This window comes from Akkermansia muciniphila (assembly GCF_002884975.1).
Lineage (GTDB): Bacteria > Verrucomicrobiota > Verrucomicrobiia > Verrucomicrobiales > Akkermansiaceae > Akkermansia > Akkermansia muciniphila_C.
Genome location: NZ_PJKB01000001.1, coordinates 174265 through 191541 on the forward strand (window position 1 = coordinate 174265; position 17277 = coordinate 191541).

At 55.7% G+C, this 17277-nt stretch carries 7 protein-coding genes; 1 reads left to right on the forward strand and 6 read right to left on the reverse strand.

What is annotated here, in order from left to right:
- Positions 1-35: 35 nt before the first annotated feature.
- Positions 36-362, reverse strand: a complete 327-nt coding sequence (locus CXU21_RS00855) for a hypothetical protein (protein ID WP_102724690.1) — start codon at positions 360-362, stop codon at positions 36-38.
- A gap of 248 nt (positions 363-610) precedes the next feature.
- On the reverse strand, positions 611-829 hold the full coding sequence (locus tag CXU21_RS00865; protein WP_102724692.1) for a hypothetical protein: 219 nt from the start codon (positions 827-829) through the stop codon (positions 611-613).
- A 391-nt stretch (positions 830-1220) separates the two neighbouring features.
- On the opposite strand from CXU21_RS00865, the gene CXU21_RS00870 reads away from it, so the two are divergent.
- On the forward strand, positions 1221-1646 hold the full coding sequence (locus tag CXU21_RS00870) for a hypothetical protein (RefSeq protein WP_102724693.1): 426 nt from the start codon (positions 1221-1223) through the stop codon (positions 1644-1646).
- A 160-nt stretch (positions 1647-1806) separates the two neighbouring features.
- Here the strand turns inward: CXU21_RS00870 and CXU21_RS12050 are convergent, their stop codons facing one another.
- The 4 genes from CXU21_RS12050 to CXU21_RS00890 all read right to left on the reverse strand — a co-directional run bounded on the left by CXU21_RS12050 (position 1807) and on the right by CXU21_RS00890 (position 17274).
- Positions 1807-2244, reverse strand: a complete 438-nt coding sequence (locus CXU21_RS12050) for a hypothetical protein (RefSeq protein ID WP_146016883.1) — start codon at positions 2242-2244, stop codon at positions 1807-1809.
- Between the two features lie 732 nt (positions 2245-2976).
- Positions 2977-14193 (reverse strand): hypothetical protein, encoded by an 11217-nt coding sequence (locus tag CXU21_RS00880; RefSeq protein WP_102724695.1) that lies wholly within the window; start codon positions 14191-14193, stop codon positions 2977-2979.
- Between the two features lie 29 nt (positions 14194-14222).
- Positions 14223-16577: a glucosaminidase domain-containing protein gene (locus tag CXU21_RS00885; protein ID WP_102724696.1), complete on the reverse strand. Its 2355-nt coding sequence runs from the start codon at positions 16575-16577 to the stop codon at positions 14223-14225.
- A complete protein-coding gene (locus CXU21_RS00890; protein ID WP_146016884.1) occupies positions 16564-17274 on the reverse strand; it encodes a hypothetical protein in 711 nt (236 codons plus the stop codon). Before CXU21_RS00890 ends, CXU21_RS00885 begins: the two co-directional genes overlap by 14 nt.
- Positions 17275-17277 lie beyond the last annotated feature (3 nt).

Below are 17277 nucleotides of genomic sequence, written 5' to 3' on the forward strand. Positions count from 1 at the left end.
GCCGGAGCTCGATTGAAGCCGACCACGGCACTTAATTAGCCAATGTTGACAACATGGACAGAAACGGATGGATTAGCTTCATCCTTCTTCTCTTTTGCCAACTTGAGAAGGTCTTCCAACACTAAACCGATTTTCGCATGGGCGGCCATGGCGGCAATAGAACACATCATATAACTCGCGGGCTTCGGCAACTCGTTAAGAGCCTTTTCCATATCATTCGCTACTTCACGTAATTTTTCGACCAAGTCGGCGAAAGATTTATCCATCTTGTCCTCGTTTGGGGATTGTTCGTCAGTAGGGCAGCAGCAGGCTTCGTCCGGCGTGCAGGGCTGCGTATTCTTTTCTTCGGTGGTATTATCCATTGTATTGGTTTTCTATTGGTTATTGCTTTCCCCAGTCCGTGGGGAGCGGGACGGTTTTTCAAAGCCGTCAAAAGCTTTCATTGGCGTGGGAGACTCCGGGCAAAACCCAGAATGCGGACTCTTCCCCGCCTGGAGCTCGTCGTTGTCCATTTCCACGACGAGCCACGCTGTACCGGCAATGAGCAAACCACAGGCACCGCCAGCAATCAGGCGGCATGTACCAATGGCCAAGGCTCGAAGTAACGCCTTCATTTGCTCATTCCTCCTTCTCCGTATTCCCGCAGGAGCGCCCTTCGGAACTGCTTGCCGTGTACCTTCAGTTTCCCCTGTTTGCCCCAGTACAGGACCTCGATCACATGCCCCTTGTCCTTCAACTCATGGACAGTCTTCTTGATCACATCCCGGTCGGAATCGTACAGGAGAGCAAGAGTCTTGCAGTCGTAAAATTCTGTTTCAGGGTAGGTCATAGCTTCAAAATTCTTCCCACCCTAAAATTTTCAGGGCGTCAATAAGCTCGGGTTCAAGATCAGTCGTCATGCCGCAGGCTTCTTGGGTTGGGTAGGTTCAACAGCTTCGTTTTCTTCTCGCATGCACTCCACGAGATAGAGCTTTAAGAATTCCGTGACGGGTTTTCCCGAAACTTTGGCGGCACGTTCTGCCTTTCTCACGATAGAGGGAGGCAAACCTAGGTTGGGTCGATTGGATGTAGCGTTCATAGTTTGATGATGCATGGTGCTCTTGTATGGATTTATAATTATGTATTTTTTACATATATGTCAATCAAATTTGCGTAAAAAATACATACACTCTTAGAATAAATGTCTTGCAATTATGTAAGAATTACATATTCTATTCCCTATGCCGACAAAGGAAGAGATCAAAGAATGGTTGAAAGAAATTGGCAAAGACCGTTTCTGGCTCGCTCAAGAATGTGGTGTAACTAAACCATCGGTAGATGGATGGTTTACAACACGGGGGAATGTGCCTGCAAAAGCACTGTTGGTTATTCAGCAGCTCATGGACGCCGCGCCCAAAAAGGAAGAGTGTGGAGAGGATCAAGAACCTGACGTAATTACGTCCCTGGACTTTTCCGATGAAGAAATGGAAGTAGTTCGAAGATTTCAGAAAAACTTCCCTGGAATTGACTTGGAAAACTATCTGCGTAACAAGGTAATTGAACTCTGCGCGGGTCTGGATAAACAGAATAAGTTTCTCATAGAGCGTGATGAAACTACTTCCAAGGTCGCCGAAGACTCGGCTGAATACGGGAATCCTACGAAGTAGGTATGGCGGACTGTTGACGACCCGAATCTCCTGCACTCCACCTGGAGTTTGAATGGAGGTGGTGAACCACCTTGGAGCAAAAAAAACTACTTGCCCGGAAATAAATCTCTGCTCTTTCCGCACACGTAGTTTTATCCGCTCAAACAAATTGATAGGAATGTTAACGGTTATTTGTTTTTTCTCGTATTTCTCTAGCAATGTTTTCATAGTCTTCTGGTGTGAGATTTACGTGTTGAGTTTGCTGCACTAAGTAAGCCGTGAGTATTTCCGTCATGGTCATGCCCAGTTCATGTGCTCTTTTTTGAAATTTTTTGAAGAGGACAATCGGTATCCATACAGAAATCTGCTTTTTATCTATCTTCCGCTGGCTTGGCATGGACGTACTATGTTCGGTGGTTAACCACCAGTCAACACTAATTTTCATTTTTTCTGCATGTTTTCCATTCAAAAGTCGTCTACCATCATCTTCAATGTTTCTGTTATTGTTGACAGTAAGCGCATAATGCAAATAGACTGTTACATACACTTCGACTCTTTCTGAAGAGCACGCGGGAGGATAATCCTTGCTGGAGATTCTGTCGTGGTTTCTTATTTTCATGATATGGCTTTCATAAATAATTAGTGTCCCTTTCTGTTAGATTATTTGTTAGATAGTTTGTTAGATTATTATTTTTAATAGCTTTATTAAGTTTAATATTATTGAGTTATAAAAATAAAAATGATTCTTAATTGCATTAAAAAACATTTAACAAAGCACGTCCTCTCAATCCAGAATTTGGCGACATCGAACCAATGGATGGCGGGAAGATATCCGGCGTGGACGTGGAGACCCTCGAAAAGTGGGAAAAGGCGTAAATACCGAAATAATGATAAACGTGTTTCAATTTGTATCTTTTGTGGTATAATACACGCCTTTACGTTAGAATGCTTCGCCCCTTGGCCTTCGGGCCAGGGGGGCTTTTTTATTGTCTTTCTCCATAAAAAGACATAGTTTTCTGGCGTGACTATGAACAGAAGTGACTCCTCGGCAGAAAAAAAGGGGCCTGGTTGGCTCGCATCATGTGGAATCTTTACTATCGTTTGGTTCCTGGTATTGACTTCTTGGTTTATCTTTCAGAGTTTCAGTGGTTTCACTACACTCCCTTCATATGCAAGTCTTCTGTTTGACCGATTCCGATATATTCATAATGATATAGATACTGAAACACTTATTTTCCTGAATTTTCTGAATCTTGTAGGATACCTGATTCTTGTCTTACTGCCTACTTTCCTTATTCAAAAAGGCATCATAAAATTATTTTGGAGAAAACACTCCAATTAAAGGCTTTAGTTACTTCCGGTTCCCGGTCCACTTATCCCAATCCGTGCCGTTCTCCTGCACGCTCCTGACTGTCTTCAGGGCAAACTCCGTCACGTTCAGCAACGCCGCCATCGTCAGGGCAGCCCCTACCGCGGCGGCGCCCCCCTTGGTAGTCCGCGGAGAAAACGCCACCGTCCCCGCCGCCGCAGTACGTAAAAGCTCGTGGAAGGAAAGGGCATCATCCTCCCAGGGGCGCTCCTTGCCGTCAAACACCTTCCAGGCGTTGGAAAACGCCTTGCCTATATCCGCCGCATTGGAAAACGGCACCAGCAAATTATTCCCCGGCATGAAGGCATTATACCCGCACAGCTTCGCAATCTGCCTCATGCCCTCACCGGCAAGCCCGCTCACTACGGGAATCCCCATCACGGGCCCCATCACCACATCAAACAGGGCATGCCACCACTCCCGCTTCCGGCGGCGCTTCTCGTCGTCGGTCATGAAATTCAGCAAGCCGTTCAGGATCGCAAGCACCATCCCGTGAGAAACCCACATCAGCCCGGCCTTCCCCCATTGCCCGCTGCGGGCCAGGGAAAACACATTGCCAATCGTATTGATGGACTCGCCGCCCAGGAACAACATGCCCGCCTGCATCCAGGTCCGGTGCTGCGCGGCCAGGGACTTCTGTAGCTGCGTCATCGGCTGCCCCTTGCGGGACAGGGAGCACCGCACCTCCGCCATAGCCACAGCATCAAGCTCGGCCTCCGTGGCATCCGGCGTCTCACGCTTCGCCTTACGGTAAACCGCATCATACAGGATAGCCGCGGAAATAGCATTCCCCTTCATATCCACCCGTTCCAGCAAATCCATCCCCTCACGGTTCCAGCGTTCCAGGCGGGACACCCGGCGCCCGGCCTCGTCGGCGCCCATGGCGGCCAGCGTGGCGCTGAACTGCGTCTTATCTCGGCTGTCCAGCTCCGGCAGGGCCTCTATCTCGCTCACAGGCATCACCAACTTGCCGGCGTGATACCGGCGGACGGCTCCAAGCCACTCGGCAAGGTTGATCTCGTCGCTGGCATACATCGCGTTAATCACCGTCGTAGCCTGCTTGGTCAGCGTCCCCACGCGCCCGGACAGCAGCACCCGCGCCGCCGCTCCGGAAAGCCGGTTCATCAGGCGGTTCATATCCAGGTGCCCGCGAATGCTCTCCGCCCCGGCCCGGTCAAACGCATCCGCCCAGGCCATCAGCTTGCCCACGGCATCCCGCCCCAGCAGCACCTCCAGGCTCCGGCCCGCCTCACCGGACTCACCCCTGAAATTCAGAAGGGCCCGCAGGTCGCGGCTGATCTCGGAGCCGTACAGGTAAAGGTCCTGCTCGGTCATGGCTGCCATGAACGCTGTGCAAACGTCCATCTCCAAATCCAGGTGGGCCTTATGCTTCCGGCGGGCGTGAATCATCCCGTACTTCCCACCCGTGGCCGCCTCCCCGTAGGAAGCCGCATCGGCAATCGACTTATCAATCGCCTCCATCGTCACGTCAAAAAACGCCCGGAAATAATTCTCCGTCAGGGGAAACGGCGTGCCGTAGCGCCGCTCGGTCATCTCCTGCACCTGCCCGCTGCGCTCATTCAGCTTCTCCCTCAACTGGTAGGCAACCCGCATCACCTCGTCACCGGCAAACTCGCGTAACTGGTCCATCACCGCGGCGTCAAACCCGCGCTCTGCTAGGGCCTCGGTATAATCCGCCTGCTCGGACAGCAGCACCAGATACGCCGCCTCCATCCGGGAAAGGCCATCCAGCCGGTAGCTCTTCGGCTCATACCCCTCCTTGGCATACTTCGTCCTGGAGCGCAGCATCTCCGCCCGCTCCCTCACAAAAACCTCCTGCTCCCCGTACCGCTCCCACTCCTTCTGCGTAAACACACTCTCCATGTGTTTCAACGCCTTCTCTGCCTGCTTGGCGGTAATCTCCTTGCGGCGGTGCCCAAACAAGGCATTCACCTCCTTCTTCAACCCCTCGGAAAGCTTAAACTCCCTCAAATAAAGCTGCACCGCTTCCAGCCCGTGGGACTTCACCTTCCGGCGCAGCAGGTGAAGAAAACGTTCCCGGTACAGGGCGTTTGCCTTCTTGTTCCAATCCGGCTCCCGCTCCACAACGGTAATCCCCGTATCCTGCTTCACGCGCCCCTCATAAATCCACTCGGCAATATCGTACCTGTCCGCGGACTCCGCGATCTCCGCCACGGTATTGTGTACAAAGCCCAGCATATCCTTCTCGCTTGCCTGTCGCTGTACGTTGAACCGCGCCGCCCGTTCCTCAAACTGGGCAGCAATCGCGGCGAACGGCTCCACGGAAGAAAGCGCCTGCATATACTGGTTAAAATTCATCAGGTAATCAAACAGGGAAAGAGGCTTCTTGGGCAGGGCCCGCAGCCGCGCCTTCCGGCGGAACTTCGCCATCCTGTTATCATCCAATTCCCCGGTTGCCTGCAGCACGGGGGCAGCCATGGCAGCAACCTCCAGCTTCTTCTTCTCCGCTGCATTCTCCCAGGCATGGCGGGACGTAGAGACAAACTCGCCCAGTGCCGCGCCGCACTTCTCGGCGGTATTCACGTCCATCCGCTCGTAACAGGCGTAAATCTCAAACTCCCGCTGTGTCACGGCCACTTCTTCCAGCTTCCCGTCAGCATCGGGCAGCGTCACCTGGACCAGCGCATCGGGGGCCAGGTCCTCCCACCTCTTCCCCTCTTTGGCGTCCTCCGGGAAATTCTTCTGGAAAAACTCGTCGTACTGGCTCTCGGTCATCTCCAGCAGGCGCATGCACTTCTCCAGCCTCCGGTGCGCTTCCGCATCCATCTTCCCCAGCATGGGCTTCCCCTTCGGATTCGTCCGCGGAGCCACGGATGCCACCACGCGGCGGATGCGGCCCAGCGTCCGGTCCTTCCGGTAGCGGTCAATCTGCTCCACCACGCGGGCCATGAACTTGCCAACAAGGCGGTACACCTTCTTTTCCCCGTACTCTTCCAGGAACTCCGCGCCATTCTCCATAAAAAACTCCCACCGGCGCTTATCCAGTTCCGCGGCCTTCTCCCCGGCTTCGGCAAATTTCGCCTCCTCCTCAAACTCCTTCATCTTGTTCTCCCACACGGGGCCCAGCGTCTCGTCTTGCTCCACATACAACCAGAAATGCTTCATCACGCTTCCCGTCATAATCTCCGGCCACTTCTCCATGGGAATCGCGCCCAGCGCGCTGGCAAGCGCCTCGTCGGGAGCCATCTTCCCGCTATTGCCATAAAGCAGGGAAAACACATTCAGCCAAATCTTGTACGGTTCCAGGCCGAATCCGTAAGTGTTGGGAAGAAACCGCTCCACCGTGGAAATCAACTCCTGCGCCTCCGCCAGCAGCTCAAGGCCGCGCTCCCTGTCTCCGGTCTCGTACAGGTTCAGCTTATTCACAGACCGCTGCGTAGCGGCCCGCATCTTGAACACCATCTCGTCGTAAAGCCAATCCCCGTTCGGAGCCAGAACCTTGTGGGCCATCCGGCCAAACCGTCCGGCTCCGAACGTAATGCCGCCAAGCTCGGTGATATTCCCGGTCAGCGGAATGGAAAACATCGGGGCTTCCAGCAGGCGGAACCCGTTCAGGCCGCTCATGACCACGCCTTCGCTGTTCCTGTTGAAGCTGCCAGCCAGACGGGCTTCCTGTTCCCCGTGGGAAAAGATGTACACAAATGGAGGCTGCAAGGTTCCCTCTTCCAGCTCCCGCTTCATCCGTTCCAGGCGGGGAAGGGCCTTCTTCGCCCAATCGTCATCCCGGCCCTTTAACTGCTTCATGCTTTCCCCCAAATAAGCAAGCGCCTGTTTCCGGTTCATGCCTCCGGCACCCAGGGCAAACCCTTCATACCCCTGGATCACGTGCTGTACCTCGTGCAATATCGTATCCAGCACCATGCCGGGAGCCGCGTTCTTCCCGCCGCGGGCCAGATTGACGGCAATATAATTCTCCCGCGGATCGGTAAACCCTCCCGTGTTGCTCTTGCTGTCCCGGTAAAAATCCACGCGCAGCTTCCGCAGCTCCGGGTAGGCCCGGAACAATTCCGGGAAATCCAGGGCCGCGGCCAGGGAAACATTCACATGGCCTCCTTCGCTCACCCCCATGCGCTCCTTCTTCAGCCGTACCCCGCGGGAGTCGATGATCGCCTTCCGCTTGCCATCCGCCGGGTCCGTGTAGGACAGGCCGTTGTTATGGTAATCCAGGAAGGATTCCGCTTTCTCGCCAATGATGGAGAAAGTCGCCGTCGGGTCCGAGTAGTCTTTCCACTCTCCCCCTGTGCTCTCATCAGCAAATTCCGTGATCTTGATGTCATTCTCGTCAAAAATCACATAGTTATACGTCTGTTGCAACTTTCCGCGGGATAGTCTGTCTGCGTATTTAATCCCTTTGATTCCGGCCTCCAGCAAAGCCAGACTCGCCTCCTTTTTAGCATCCTGTTTAGTATCATCGCCTCCATCCCAGAAAGCGTCAACCAGCGCGAAATAAATACCCTTGCCGCTTACATCCTCTCCACGGGAACCGGCCACATCCCTGGCATATTCAACGGCGTACCTCACCGAATCAACCGGAGAGGAACTCAACAACTCTTCAACGTCGCGTTCCATGTACTCCCAGCCCAGCAAACTACCCTCATCAACATTCAGTTCTACTCGGTAGTTGGACGGACTGCCGGCGGCAACTTCTATTTCATCCAGATGGTCAACCAAAAACTGACAAACTACATTTTCTGCATCGTTCAGGTTCTTCGTATCGGGGTAATTTTTCGTATAATTCTCATTAACGCGTATATCCTCCCTCAATTTATCCTTAATGGCATCTATCTTCTTCTTGTCTCCTCTGGCATCAGATAAATTGCCAAGAACGGCATACACCGTATCTAGTGCACCATCCATAACTACACGACTGACATTCTCTGGAAGTTTGATTCTATCGCGTAATCCTCGTGCCATATCATCCACGTTGGAAGTCTCCAAATCCTTGAACCTCCATGTCGCCACATACTGCGCAAACTGGTTCATGTAGGCTTTATTTACTTCCTGATTCTCTGCAAAATACAGCCCCCATCCATACGTCTGTGCTCCCTCGCCATTCCCTATTTCCTCCGTGGTGAACTTCCGGAAAGAATGAGGGGAGGCATGCAGGGCGGTAATGGAAAACGTCACGCCCGGTTCCGTGATGACAGCATTGCCCGCCTCAAAATGGCCGGACTTGAACAAGCCCTGTTCCTGTGCCGAGGCAATGGAAAACGTAATATCCGGGTTATTCGGATCATACGTTCCCCGGTTGTCCGTGGAGGACTTGATTTGCGTAGGGTCAAACACCTTATACTCAAAAACATTTCCGTCCTCTTCTTCGATGACACCATCATAACCCCTTGACTGGAGCCATTCTCTGATTTTGACACCTGCATCATCCGTCGCCCCTAACCGTATGCCCGGCTCAACGTAGGCAGTCTTATAATCAGCAGGAGCCACAATTTTCAAGAACACAGCATGCTCGTACGGTCCGTACTCTTTGTATGGGTCGGCATGCGGAGCAAAACACACACTTTCAATATCCATTGACTTGCGTGAGAATTCTCGGCTCAACACTCTTCTGCGTTTGCCGCTGTTATGGTACACCACTTTCGGTTCCCCGTTCTCGTCAACCACCTTGGACACGTTCTCTTCCTCCCTCTTGACATCTTCGGCGCGCAGGGCTAGTATGCTTCTGGAAGCTTGGGGCGTGCCTCCTTCAGTGGAGGTCTTGAACACGTCTTCGAGCTTCTTTTTTATCTCCACTTCATGCAGGTAAAAACCCTGCCTGTTGGAGCGTTGTTCCACAACAACCTCACAAATATACTCCAAGTCCTTGATCGTGACAGGAGCGGCAATCACCGCCGTATCGTAACCGCGTCCCTTCCAATTCTCCTGACGGTCGAACACAATGCCGTTCCGGATCACGTCTTCCACGCAGGCAAAAGCCGCGGACTTCAAGGAACCAATACCGTGTCCGATGGAAGACTTCACCCCTTCAAGGTCCAGTCTCACCTTTCCAAGTTCGGGCGAAATGGCTATGCCATTGAACTGCTCCTTCCAAAGCTTCGTTACTTTTTCGGTGAGGGGAACACCATCTTTCTGAAACTCCTGTCCGGTCAAGGCTGTTACAGGAGGCATGGCCATGATGCGTTCATAGGCATCTTTGAACGTAGCCACCTTCTCCCAGTCCCCGAACCACTTCTTGAACTCCGGCGTCCGCACCTGCCGGTACTGCTCCGGCGCCAGGTTGGACGGCTTCCCGTTGGGAGCCAGCAATGCCTCATTCTCCCCGGCCAAAGAAAAATGAGTATTCCCCCGGTTCATGAAATCGTCCAGCATCCGGCTCACGTCCTCCGCAAACATACGCAGATCATTCCCGGCAGTAATCGTATGAACCTTTTCGGCAATAAGCTCAAAAGCACGCACGCTATTCTCAAGGTGAGAGACCAAATCACGCGACGGCCTATTCTGCCCCTTCACCTCTTCAAGTTGCGTCCTGGCCGCCGTGATACGTTCAGCCATCCATCCGCCTCTTTCATCCGCCGCCATCTTTCCAAGCTGGATAAGAGCACCCACAACCAATTCAGACAAATGCGTAGAACTTTCCACTCCTATTTGCTTCATGATCGCGCTGGACAACTCTTCCCGGCTCTTCAACCCCATCTCCGCCATCACGGCGTCATTGGCCTCCTTGAGCAAATCGGGATGCACCGCAAAATTCTTCCAGCGGGCCCGTTCCTCCTGCAACCGCTTCACCACCTGCTGCACCGCCGCCGCATCATTCACATTCACGCCGTACTTGCGGGCCACCTTCGGATTCCGGGATGCGCCGTTGATCGCCGTCAGCTCCTTGCCGAGCTCGCGGTACTTCTCCGCCGCATACTTCCCGATGCGCTTGTAAAGCTCTTCATTATCCGTATTCCCGAACAGGTCCATGCCCATGTCCATGCCGTTGGCCGCATTCTGGCGGGCGATCGCTTCCAGGTTCGCCTTGGCCGCCATGGTATTGTAAGCCTCCTGCCAGCTCCCGCCGTCCAGCAGCACGGCCAGCCCGGAGCGCTGCACCTCGGCATCGTTCCGGAACGCCAGGGCCACGCGGTAGGCGTCGTCCGGGGAAACCAGCCCGTTGCCCAGCGCGTCCAAAAGCTCCTGGCTGGCATAAAGCCCCAGCTCCACCCCTTTCAGGGAGGCGCCCTTGCGGGCAATCCCACGCTCCACGGCCTCCGCCATGGAAAGGGAGGAATCCCGCACGTAGCGGGCAATCTCAAACGCGCTCGCCTGGCCATCCCGGATGTTGTTCTCCACGTCGTGCCTCCGGGCCCAGTCCAGATTAAACCTGTCCCCCTCGTCGTATACGGTGCAGTTAATATCCGCATCCGTGCAGGCGTCCAGGCGGTGCCTGCCGGAAATCACCTGCAGGGCGCCATCCTTCCGCCGCCACACGGAAATAGGAGCGGCGTTGCGCTGCCAGGCCCCCACAATCCGGTTCACTACCCCCGTTTTTTCATCAGCCCCCTGCTTGAACTGGGGCACGTCAGGGCAAAGCGTCAGCCGGTCCTTGTCGATAAACCCCTGGCGCACCCCGTCCTCGATGCGGATGCTCACCCCTCCGTTGAACACGCCGTCGTCATCCCGTTCCCCCAACGTGATAACCTCCGCCTCCGTGCGTTCGCGCCGCGCCTGCTGGGCGTTGGCGTCATCGGCCTCTTCCTGCGCCCGGTCCACGGGGCCTGGTTCATCGGTGTCATTCCGTTCGGCAAGCTGCTCTTCAACCGCCTCCTGTTCCGTGGCGACACCGCGTCCCAGGGCGGCGTCCAGTTCCGCCTGCGCCTTGGCCCGCTCCATGGTCAAAGAGATGAGGTCTCCCTGCTGGTCCCGGTACAGGGCATTGCCCGCATCCAGCATCACCGCCAAAGCCTGACGCACCGGCAGGGTAAACACGCCCTGTTCCTCCGCCTGGCGCACCATCTCGCCCAGCTCCACGCGGGCCTTGAAAGCCCCCAGGAACTTCACCAAATGATTCAGCAGCTTCCGCAGCCAGGAGGGGAGGGAAGGATGATTCAGGGCATCCGCCAGCCAGCGGGAACGCCCGATCTTGGAAAACGCCTCAATCGCATCGTGTCCCGTTACGGGTTTACCTGCGTCCAGGTGGATGAACTGCATGTCCTTCCCCCGCGCCTCCGGGAACAAATCATTGATGGACCTCTGCGCCTCCTGGAGCATCGTGCCAAACTCTCCCCAGGTCGTGTTCTGCTCCGCCTGCCAGGAGATGACGGCCTGTTCCATCGTTTCCTCCATCAGATCCTCCACCGTTGCGCTGCCGCGGGCGTACCTCAACACCCGGTGGAAGGTATCCCCACGTCGGACGTTGGTCACATACGCACGGGAAAAAGGAGCATCCATGGACGGAACCTTGAACTCCGGGTTGCGGGCCTGTTCCGTCCGGATGCGCTCCTGGGCCTCGTCCCACGTCTGAACAAGGGTGCCCAGCGGGATATGTTCGCTCAACGAAGCATCCATGCGTTCGGCGGCTTCATCATAGCTCACCCCCTCCGCCTCCAGGGCGCGGATGGCGGCCATCGCCATATCAGCGCGGGCCTTCATCTGCCCCAGGGTTTCCGGGGCAATCACCACCCGTTCTGCTCCGGTCTGTTCATCCGCCTCCGTGCGCGTGATCACCTCGGCCGCATCAAACCGCTTCTGGGCCAGGGCCTGGTTCACCGCCACATCCCCGGCCAGCATGTTCTGCGTGTAGAGAATGTCATTCTCCACCTGCTCGCTCACAAACGCCTGCAAGTAGGCCGCCATCTGCTCGCCGTCCATTAGCGTGTAGGAGGGTTGATTGCTTTCCGGCTGCTGGCCTGCAGCAGTGGAATTCTCCCGCTGCGCTTTCGGACGGACCTTCTCCGCGCCGCGCGGAGGATACACCCGGAACATGCCGTCCTGCTCCGCCGGTTCCACCCGCGGCACCATCCCCGCCGTCTCGGCTGCCCTCCACGCATCCAGTTCCCGCAGGGATTCGATGCGCTCCCCGGAAAGGCGTTCCCCCGTAGCCACGCTGGCCCGCTCCATGGCCCCCTGGGGATTCTCCATCCAGGAATCATGCAAATTGGAAAGAGCCTTGTTCAAAAACCCTTCGGCGGTCTTTTCCTCCCTGGCTTCCAGGTATCCCTGTGCCGTTCCCCCCAGGGCCTCGTAATTCTTCAGGGAAAGCTTGAACTCCTTGGCGGCCCGGCTCAACTGGGAATAATTCAATCCGGACAGTCCAAAGCTGAACGCCAGGAGGGCAAGTCCCTGTTCTCCGGAAGTCGTCTGGGAAAGCTCACTGGTGTATTGATCCAACGTCTGCTTGCCGCGCTCGTCGTCCAGCAGGGGATTGATGGCAGACCTCATTAAATAGCCAGCCGTGGGCTCCAAAATGCCTTCTTCCACCGTCCCGGCCACCCCTTGCAGCGCATACTGGGCCGCCGGACTGCCGGAAACCAGCGCCCTCACTCCGGACCCCTTCTCGGTTCGGAGCAGCTTCCGGACTCCCTTGTAGAGGGGCGTCGCCTTGAACAACGCGTGAAACCCGATCATTTCCTCCGCCGTGTCCGCTGCCCCGAACCAGAAAGAACGCTTCTCGATCTCGTCCACATCCAGCCCCAGCATGTACCCTTCCTCGCGCCGCCTTTGCATGGACGTATTCAGGCCAATGAGTGGACCGGCATAGGGGAGGAACCATGGCGCCGTGTCCCCTGTCATGCTGCCAAGGTGGTAGCCCACCTTGCTCAAGGCGGATGCTTCGCCGCTGGAAAAGTAATCATCTTCCCCTCCCTCAAGAGCGGTAGTCAGGGCGGAAAAAATCCTGCTGCGCTTCTGCTTCAACTCGCGGCGCTCCTGTTCCTGGGCTCCGGCCAGCTCAAAAGCTTCTGCATCGGACAGGCCCATCTGCCGGGCCTTGGCAAGGGCTACCCGGGAAGCCACCGCTTTCATGCGGCCGTCTTTCTTGGAACGCATATTTTGTAATGCTCTTTCCAGGGAGCGTTTCGTCTTCACCCCCGCCACCTTGCCGGTCATGGCAATGCCAGAAGCCATCTTAGCGTTCTGAATCTGCGGCCCCGCTATGGCTGCCACCAATGGATTGGAATTCTCCATCACCTCCTGGTACGCCTCGTCCGCCCTCTTTTCCGCGCCGCCCATGCCCAGCCGGTCATTGGCCGTGCTCCTGGACCTGTTTCTCAACAGGGAGCAGAGCATCATCAATGAATCGTCATCATTTCCAATGATGCCGAACAAATCATCGGCAATATCGTCATTGTACAGCTTGGAATCCTGCTCAAACGATTCAATGAGGCGCACCCCGCGTCTGGCTTTCTCCATGCTCGCCACACTCACTCCGGCATTAAACAACGCCAGCCGTTCATCGGCGGAAAGGGAATCCTGTTCCCCGCTCACGTAGCGGCCCACCACTCCATTGAGGTCGTTGATTTTGTTTTCGCGCTCCACGCGCTGCCGGTCTTCCCTCTCCACGATTTCCTTACCCCGTTCCGCAAAATCCTTCCACACCTGTTCCGGAGAGACAATGCCCTTGCCCCACAAATCGTGAGTGTTCTTGTAAATCTGGAAGCCCGCATCACTATCTCCATCCCCCAGGACTTCCGCCAGCCGCATGCCCAGCATGTAGGAACGATCTTCATCATTGGCAGCCAGAAGCCGGGAAACGGAATCTTCCCCCCAACGCTCGGCCATGCGCTTCAACGCATCCTGATCGTTTCTGCCTGCGCGCAGCAGGTTCATGACCATGTTCTGCCGGTCCCGCACCTGTTCACGTCTCCGTTCCTCCACTCCCTTCATCAGCATGGACCCCTGGCGGTGTACGGAATCCGTATCCCCCAACTGGGGGTTGAAGGGTTCGGAACCTTCTTCCTCCGCCGCTTCGGTGTCCAGGGAAGTCACGGTTTCAAGACCGGCGCTCTCTTCCAGCCCATTCAATCCGCCGCCGTCAAGCATCTGGACATCTTTCTTCCATTCGTCTGCCAGTTGCGGTGAGGGCACATCCGCTTGTTCCTGCACCGGTCCCATATCCGGCAGGTGAAATCCGGTGGCAGCCTCGCCCTCCGGCATGGAAGAGGAAGAGAGGTCCAGAGGCATGTCCGCAGCGGCGGCCCCGTCAAAAGAAAAATCGTCGTTCATGGTGAGAAATGTTTATAATATGTTAAATGTTAAAATGATTTGTAATACTTGCTCACGCCGCTGACCCAATGCTTGTTCAGGCCGCGCGGGTCATTCCCGGCTCCTGCCGGAGCGTACTTCCCGCCAATCGCGGCAATCGTCGTCAGCCCCTGGTCCAGATAGTGCTTCTTGAGCAGGCGGGCGGCATAATCAATGCTCTCTTCCACGGAGGAGAAAGTGCGGGGGCCTCCTCCATCCGGGCTGATACCCATGGCGTTATTCTTGCGGAGGAAGGCGGAGCTCGTTCCCTTGCCGGTTTCGTGCATGGCAATAGCCATCAACAGCTTCGGGTCCACGCCATACTTCCTTCCCGCATCGTGGAAAGCCTGGCTGTACTGCCCCAGTCCTCCCAGCTTGGCGGCGGGCACCTTGGACTCTCCGGAACCCTGTTTCCAATCCTGGCTCCCCGGATACTCCCTCTTGAAAAACTCCTTCATTTCCGGACTGGCGGGGGAGACCGTCACATGCGTATCCATCTTGGAGGAAAACGTCATCCGCAGCTTGCTGGCGCCGGACAACGTAAGCTGGGGGGAACTCTCCCTGGTGTAGCCCACCACGGGTAGCGGCTTCCCGCGACGGGAAGACGGGGAAGAGGGCACCAGGGCGGCCAGGCCGGAAAGATCGTCGCCAAACTGTTTCCTCATGCTCTCCGGCAGGAGAATCCCGGCGGGCGCGTTCGTGTTCACGGTATCCACCGAAACCATGGCGGGGAAAGTAACCGGCTTGCGCAACATCTCCTTCCGGCGCAGTGCCTGCTTCTCTCTTTCATTCAATAATTCAGGACCGGACAAGAACCGTTCGTCGTCCCCCATATTCCAGCGGGTGGACGCCTTCTCCTGCTCCGCGTCCATCACGTTTCCACGCTTGGGAACCACTAAATCACTCCGGCCTGTTACCTCTCTTAAAATCGTTTGGAACTGCTCTTCCTGGATGACGGAGGAAGGCTCCTTGTCGTTGTGAATGCTCTTGTACCCTTCGTACCACGCCTCAAACCTCTCGCGCACGGCAAGCTCGGTTTTGGCTGCAAGATTCTTCTCAAGCTCCGCCACCTTCTTGCTCTTGTACTCCTGTAGCCAGTTATCCTTGCCTTTGGCGTTCATGCCTGCACCCTTGGCAGATTCAAGGTAAAGCTCATAGGCATTATCCGCATTAACACCAAGTGTACCGATAGCGTTATTATAATCCGCCTGGCGGTACAGGGGCATCTCCTCCATCTCCTTGATGCGGTCGGCCACCTTCAATACGGGAAACTCGTTTTTCCGCTCGGCCCACTTGTCCATGCGGTTCAAGATGTCTTTTTGGAACTCGCTGGACTTCCCGTAGAACTTACACAGGCGGATCACCTCTTCCTTCTTGCTCGCAAAATCGGCGCCTTCGTCTCCTGCCTTCACCTGGTCTGCAACCCGGTAAATGAAAGAATCAATCTGCGGAGCGCACGCACTGTAATCCCCGTCGCGCTGATGAACCGCATCAAACTCCAGTTGGTCTTTGTACACGGGCCCGGACATCAAGGTATCCGTCACGGCCTGCTTATCATTCTTCGTTCTGGGGCGGGATGCCATCTGCTCGATTAACTCCGTCAGCCTGCTGTCATCCTGGCGCCGCAAAGACCGCATCAAATCATCCTGCTCGGCGGCAGAAAAATACCCGTCCAGCTCCCCGCGGTTGATTTTTTCAGCGGCAAGGTCTGGATTGGTTGCGGATAGATTTTTAAAATCATGGAGATTTGCCTTCTTTTCCCCTCTAAACAACGCCAAATTTCCTTCGGCAGGTTCCATAGCTCCGGACTTCATGGCTTCCCGGACCGTATCACCATACCAGCCCCAATTATTCGTTTCCTCCGCCAGCGCGAGATTGGCTTCCAGGGATTGCCGTTGCTTCTTCTTGCCGACTTCAAACCCGTTGTCCATCAGGTCGCTCAACATCTTTTCTCCCATCAATACAGCCTTCATCTGCATCTGCCGGGCACGGTCAGGATTCTGAATACCGCTGCCTATCCCTTTAAGCGTTTTCGAGTAGGAAGCCATAAAATCCTTCAGGGCCACCTGGCTTAGATTTCCTCTTTCATCGAAAAACGATTCCGGGTCCCCGTCGGGGAGTTGCAGCCGCCTCTTGGCTTCTCGGTCAACCTCGCCCTGCATCTGCATCAAGATGCGCTCCTGATCGAACTGCTTCGTGGAATCCTCCGTTTCCACGATCTCGCGAAACACACCGCCGATGTTCTGGCCCACCTGGGCCACACCCCGGCGCAGGGCATCCCCCGTCACGTCACGCGGAACCTGGGAGTTCACACTCACCGGGGGCTGCACCCCCGGCCCATTGATCAAGCTTTCATCTCTTTCCATAACCAAGTGCTTTCAAAAAATTCTTTTCCCATCCCTGGGACGTGAAGGAAGACATGTACGGGTTGAACGCATTCGCGGCGGAACTTCCCCAATCCATACCATTCAGGGTTCCCGTAATTGAATCTCTCCACACGCTCACGGGATTTTCCTTTCCACTCTGGACATCCGGGCGCTCATTCCATTCCTGGGCATCGTTATAAGCATTCAGCCCCCCGTCAATCGCTCCGGCCAAAGCACCGGCACCACTCAACCACATCCCCGTGCGCGTACCCTTGGCCATGCTGCGGTATTGGGCGGCCTCCGCTTCCGCGGTCCTCATGTACTCGTCTCCCTGACGGCGCAGGCCGATCGCCTGGTTCACGGCGTTCAGGGAACCCGTGCTGGACTCATAGGCCATGTCGGAAATCCGCTTCTCGTAAAGGCTGTTCACCGCATCGGCAGTCGCCGCTCCCGTTCCCTCGCTGGTAAACCCACTGCCTGCCGCCTGGGCTCTGGCACTGCCCACCGCACGGCGCTGGTTGCCCCGCATCGTCATCATGTTGGCGCCTTCCACCAGTGCGTTGGCTCGTGCAGCCTGTTCCACTCCGGCGGCCTGGCTGTAGGCCCGGTTCTTGGCTGCCTGGCCGTGAGCCAGCGTCTGCTTTTTCCTGGCGTCATATCCGCTGGCCGTCACGTTCGCGGAAAGTACAGAATTCATAAA

Bases quoted from the DNA above. Each gene is read 5' to 3' on its own strand.
- CXU21_RS00855 (WP_102724690.1), bottom strand. From the start codon at position 362: ATGGATAATACCACCGAAGAAAAGAATACGCAGCCCTGCACGCCGGAC.
- CXU21_RS00865 (WP_102724692.1), bottom strand. From the start codon at position 829: ATGACCTACCCTGAAACAGAATTTTACGACTGCAAGACTCTTGCTCTC.
- CXU21_RS00870 (WP_102724693.1), top strand. From the start codon at position 1,221: ATGCCGACAAAGGAAGAGATCAAAGAATGGTTGAAAGAAATTGGCAAA.
- CXU21_RS12050 (WP_146016883.1), bottom strand. From the start codon at position 2,244: ATGAAAATAAGAAACCACGACAGAATCTCCAGCAAGGATTATCCTCCC.
- CXU21_RS00880 (WP_102724695.1), bottom strand. From the start codon at position 14,193: ATGAACGACGATTTTTCTTTTGACGGGGCCGCCGCTGCGGACATGCCT.
- CXU21_RS00885 (WP_102724696.1), bottom strand. From the start codon at position 16,577: ATGGAAAGAGATGAAAGCTTGATCAATGGGCCGGGGGTGCAGCCCCCG.
- CXU21_RS00890 (WP_146016884.1), bottom strand. From the start codon at position 17,274: ATGAATTCTGTACTTTCCGCGAACGTGACGGCCAGCGGATATGACGCC.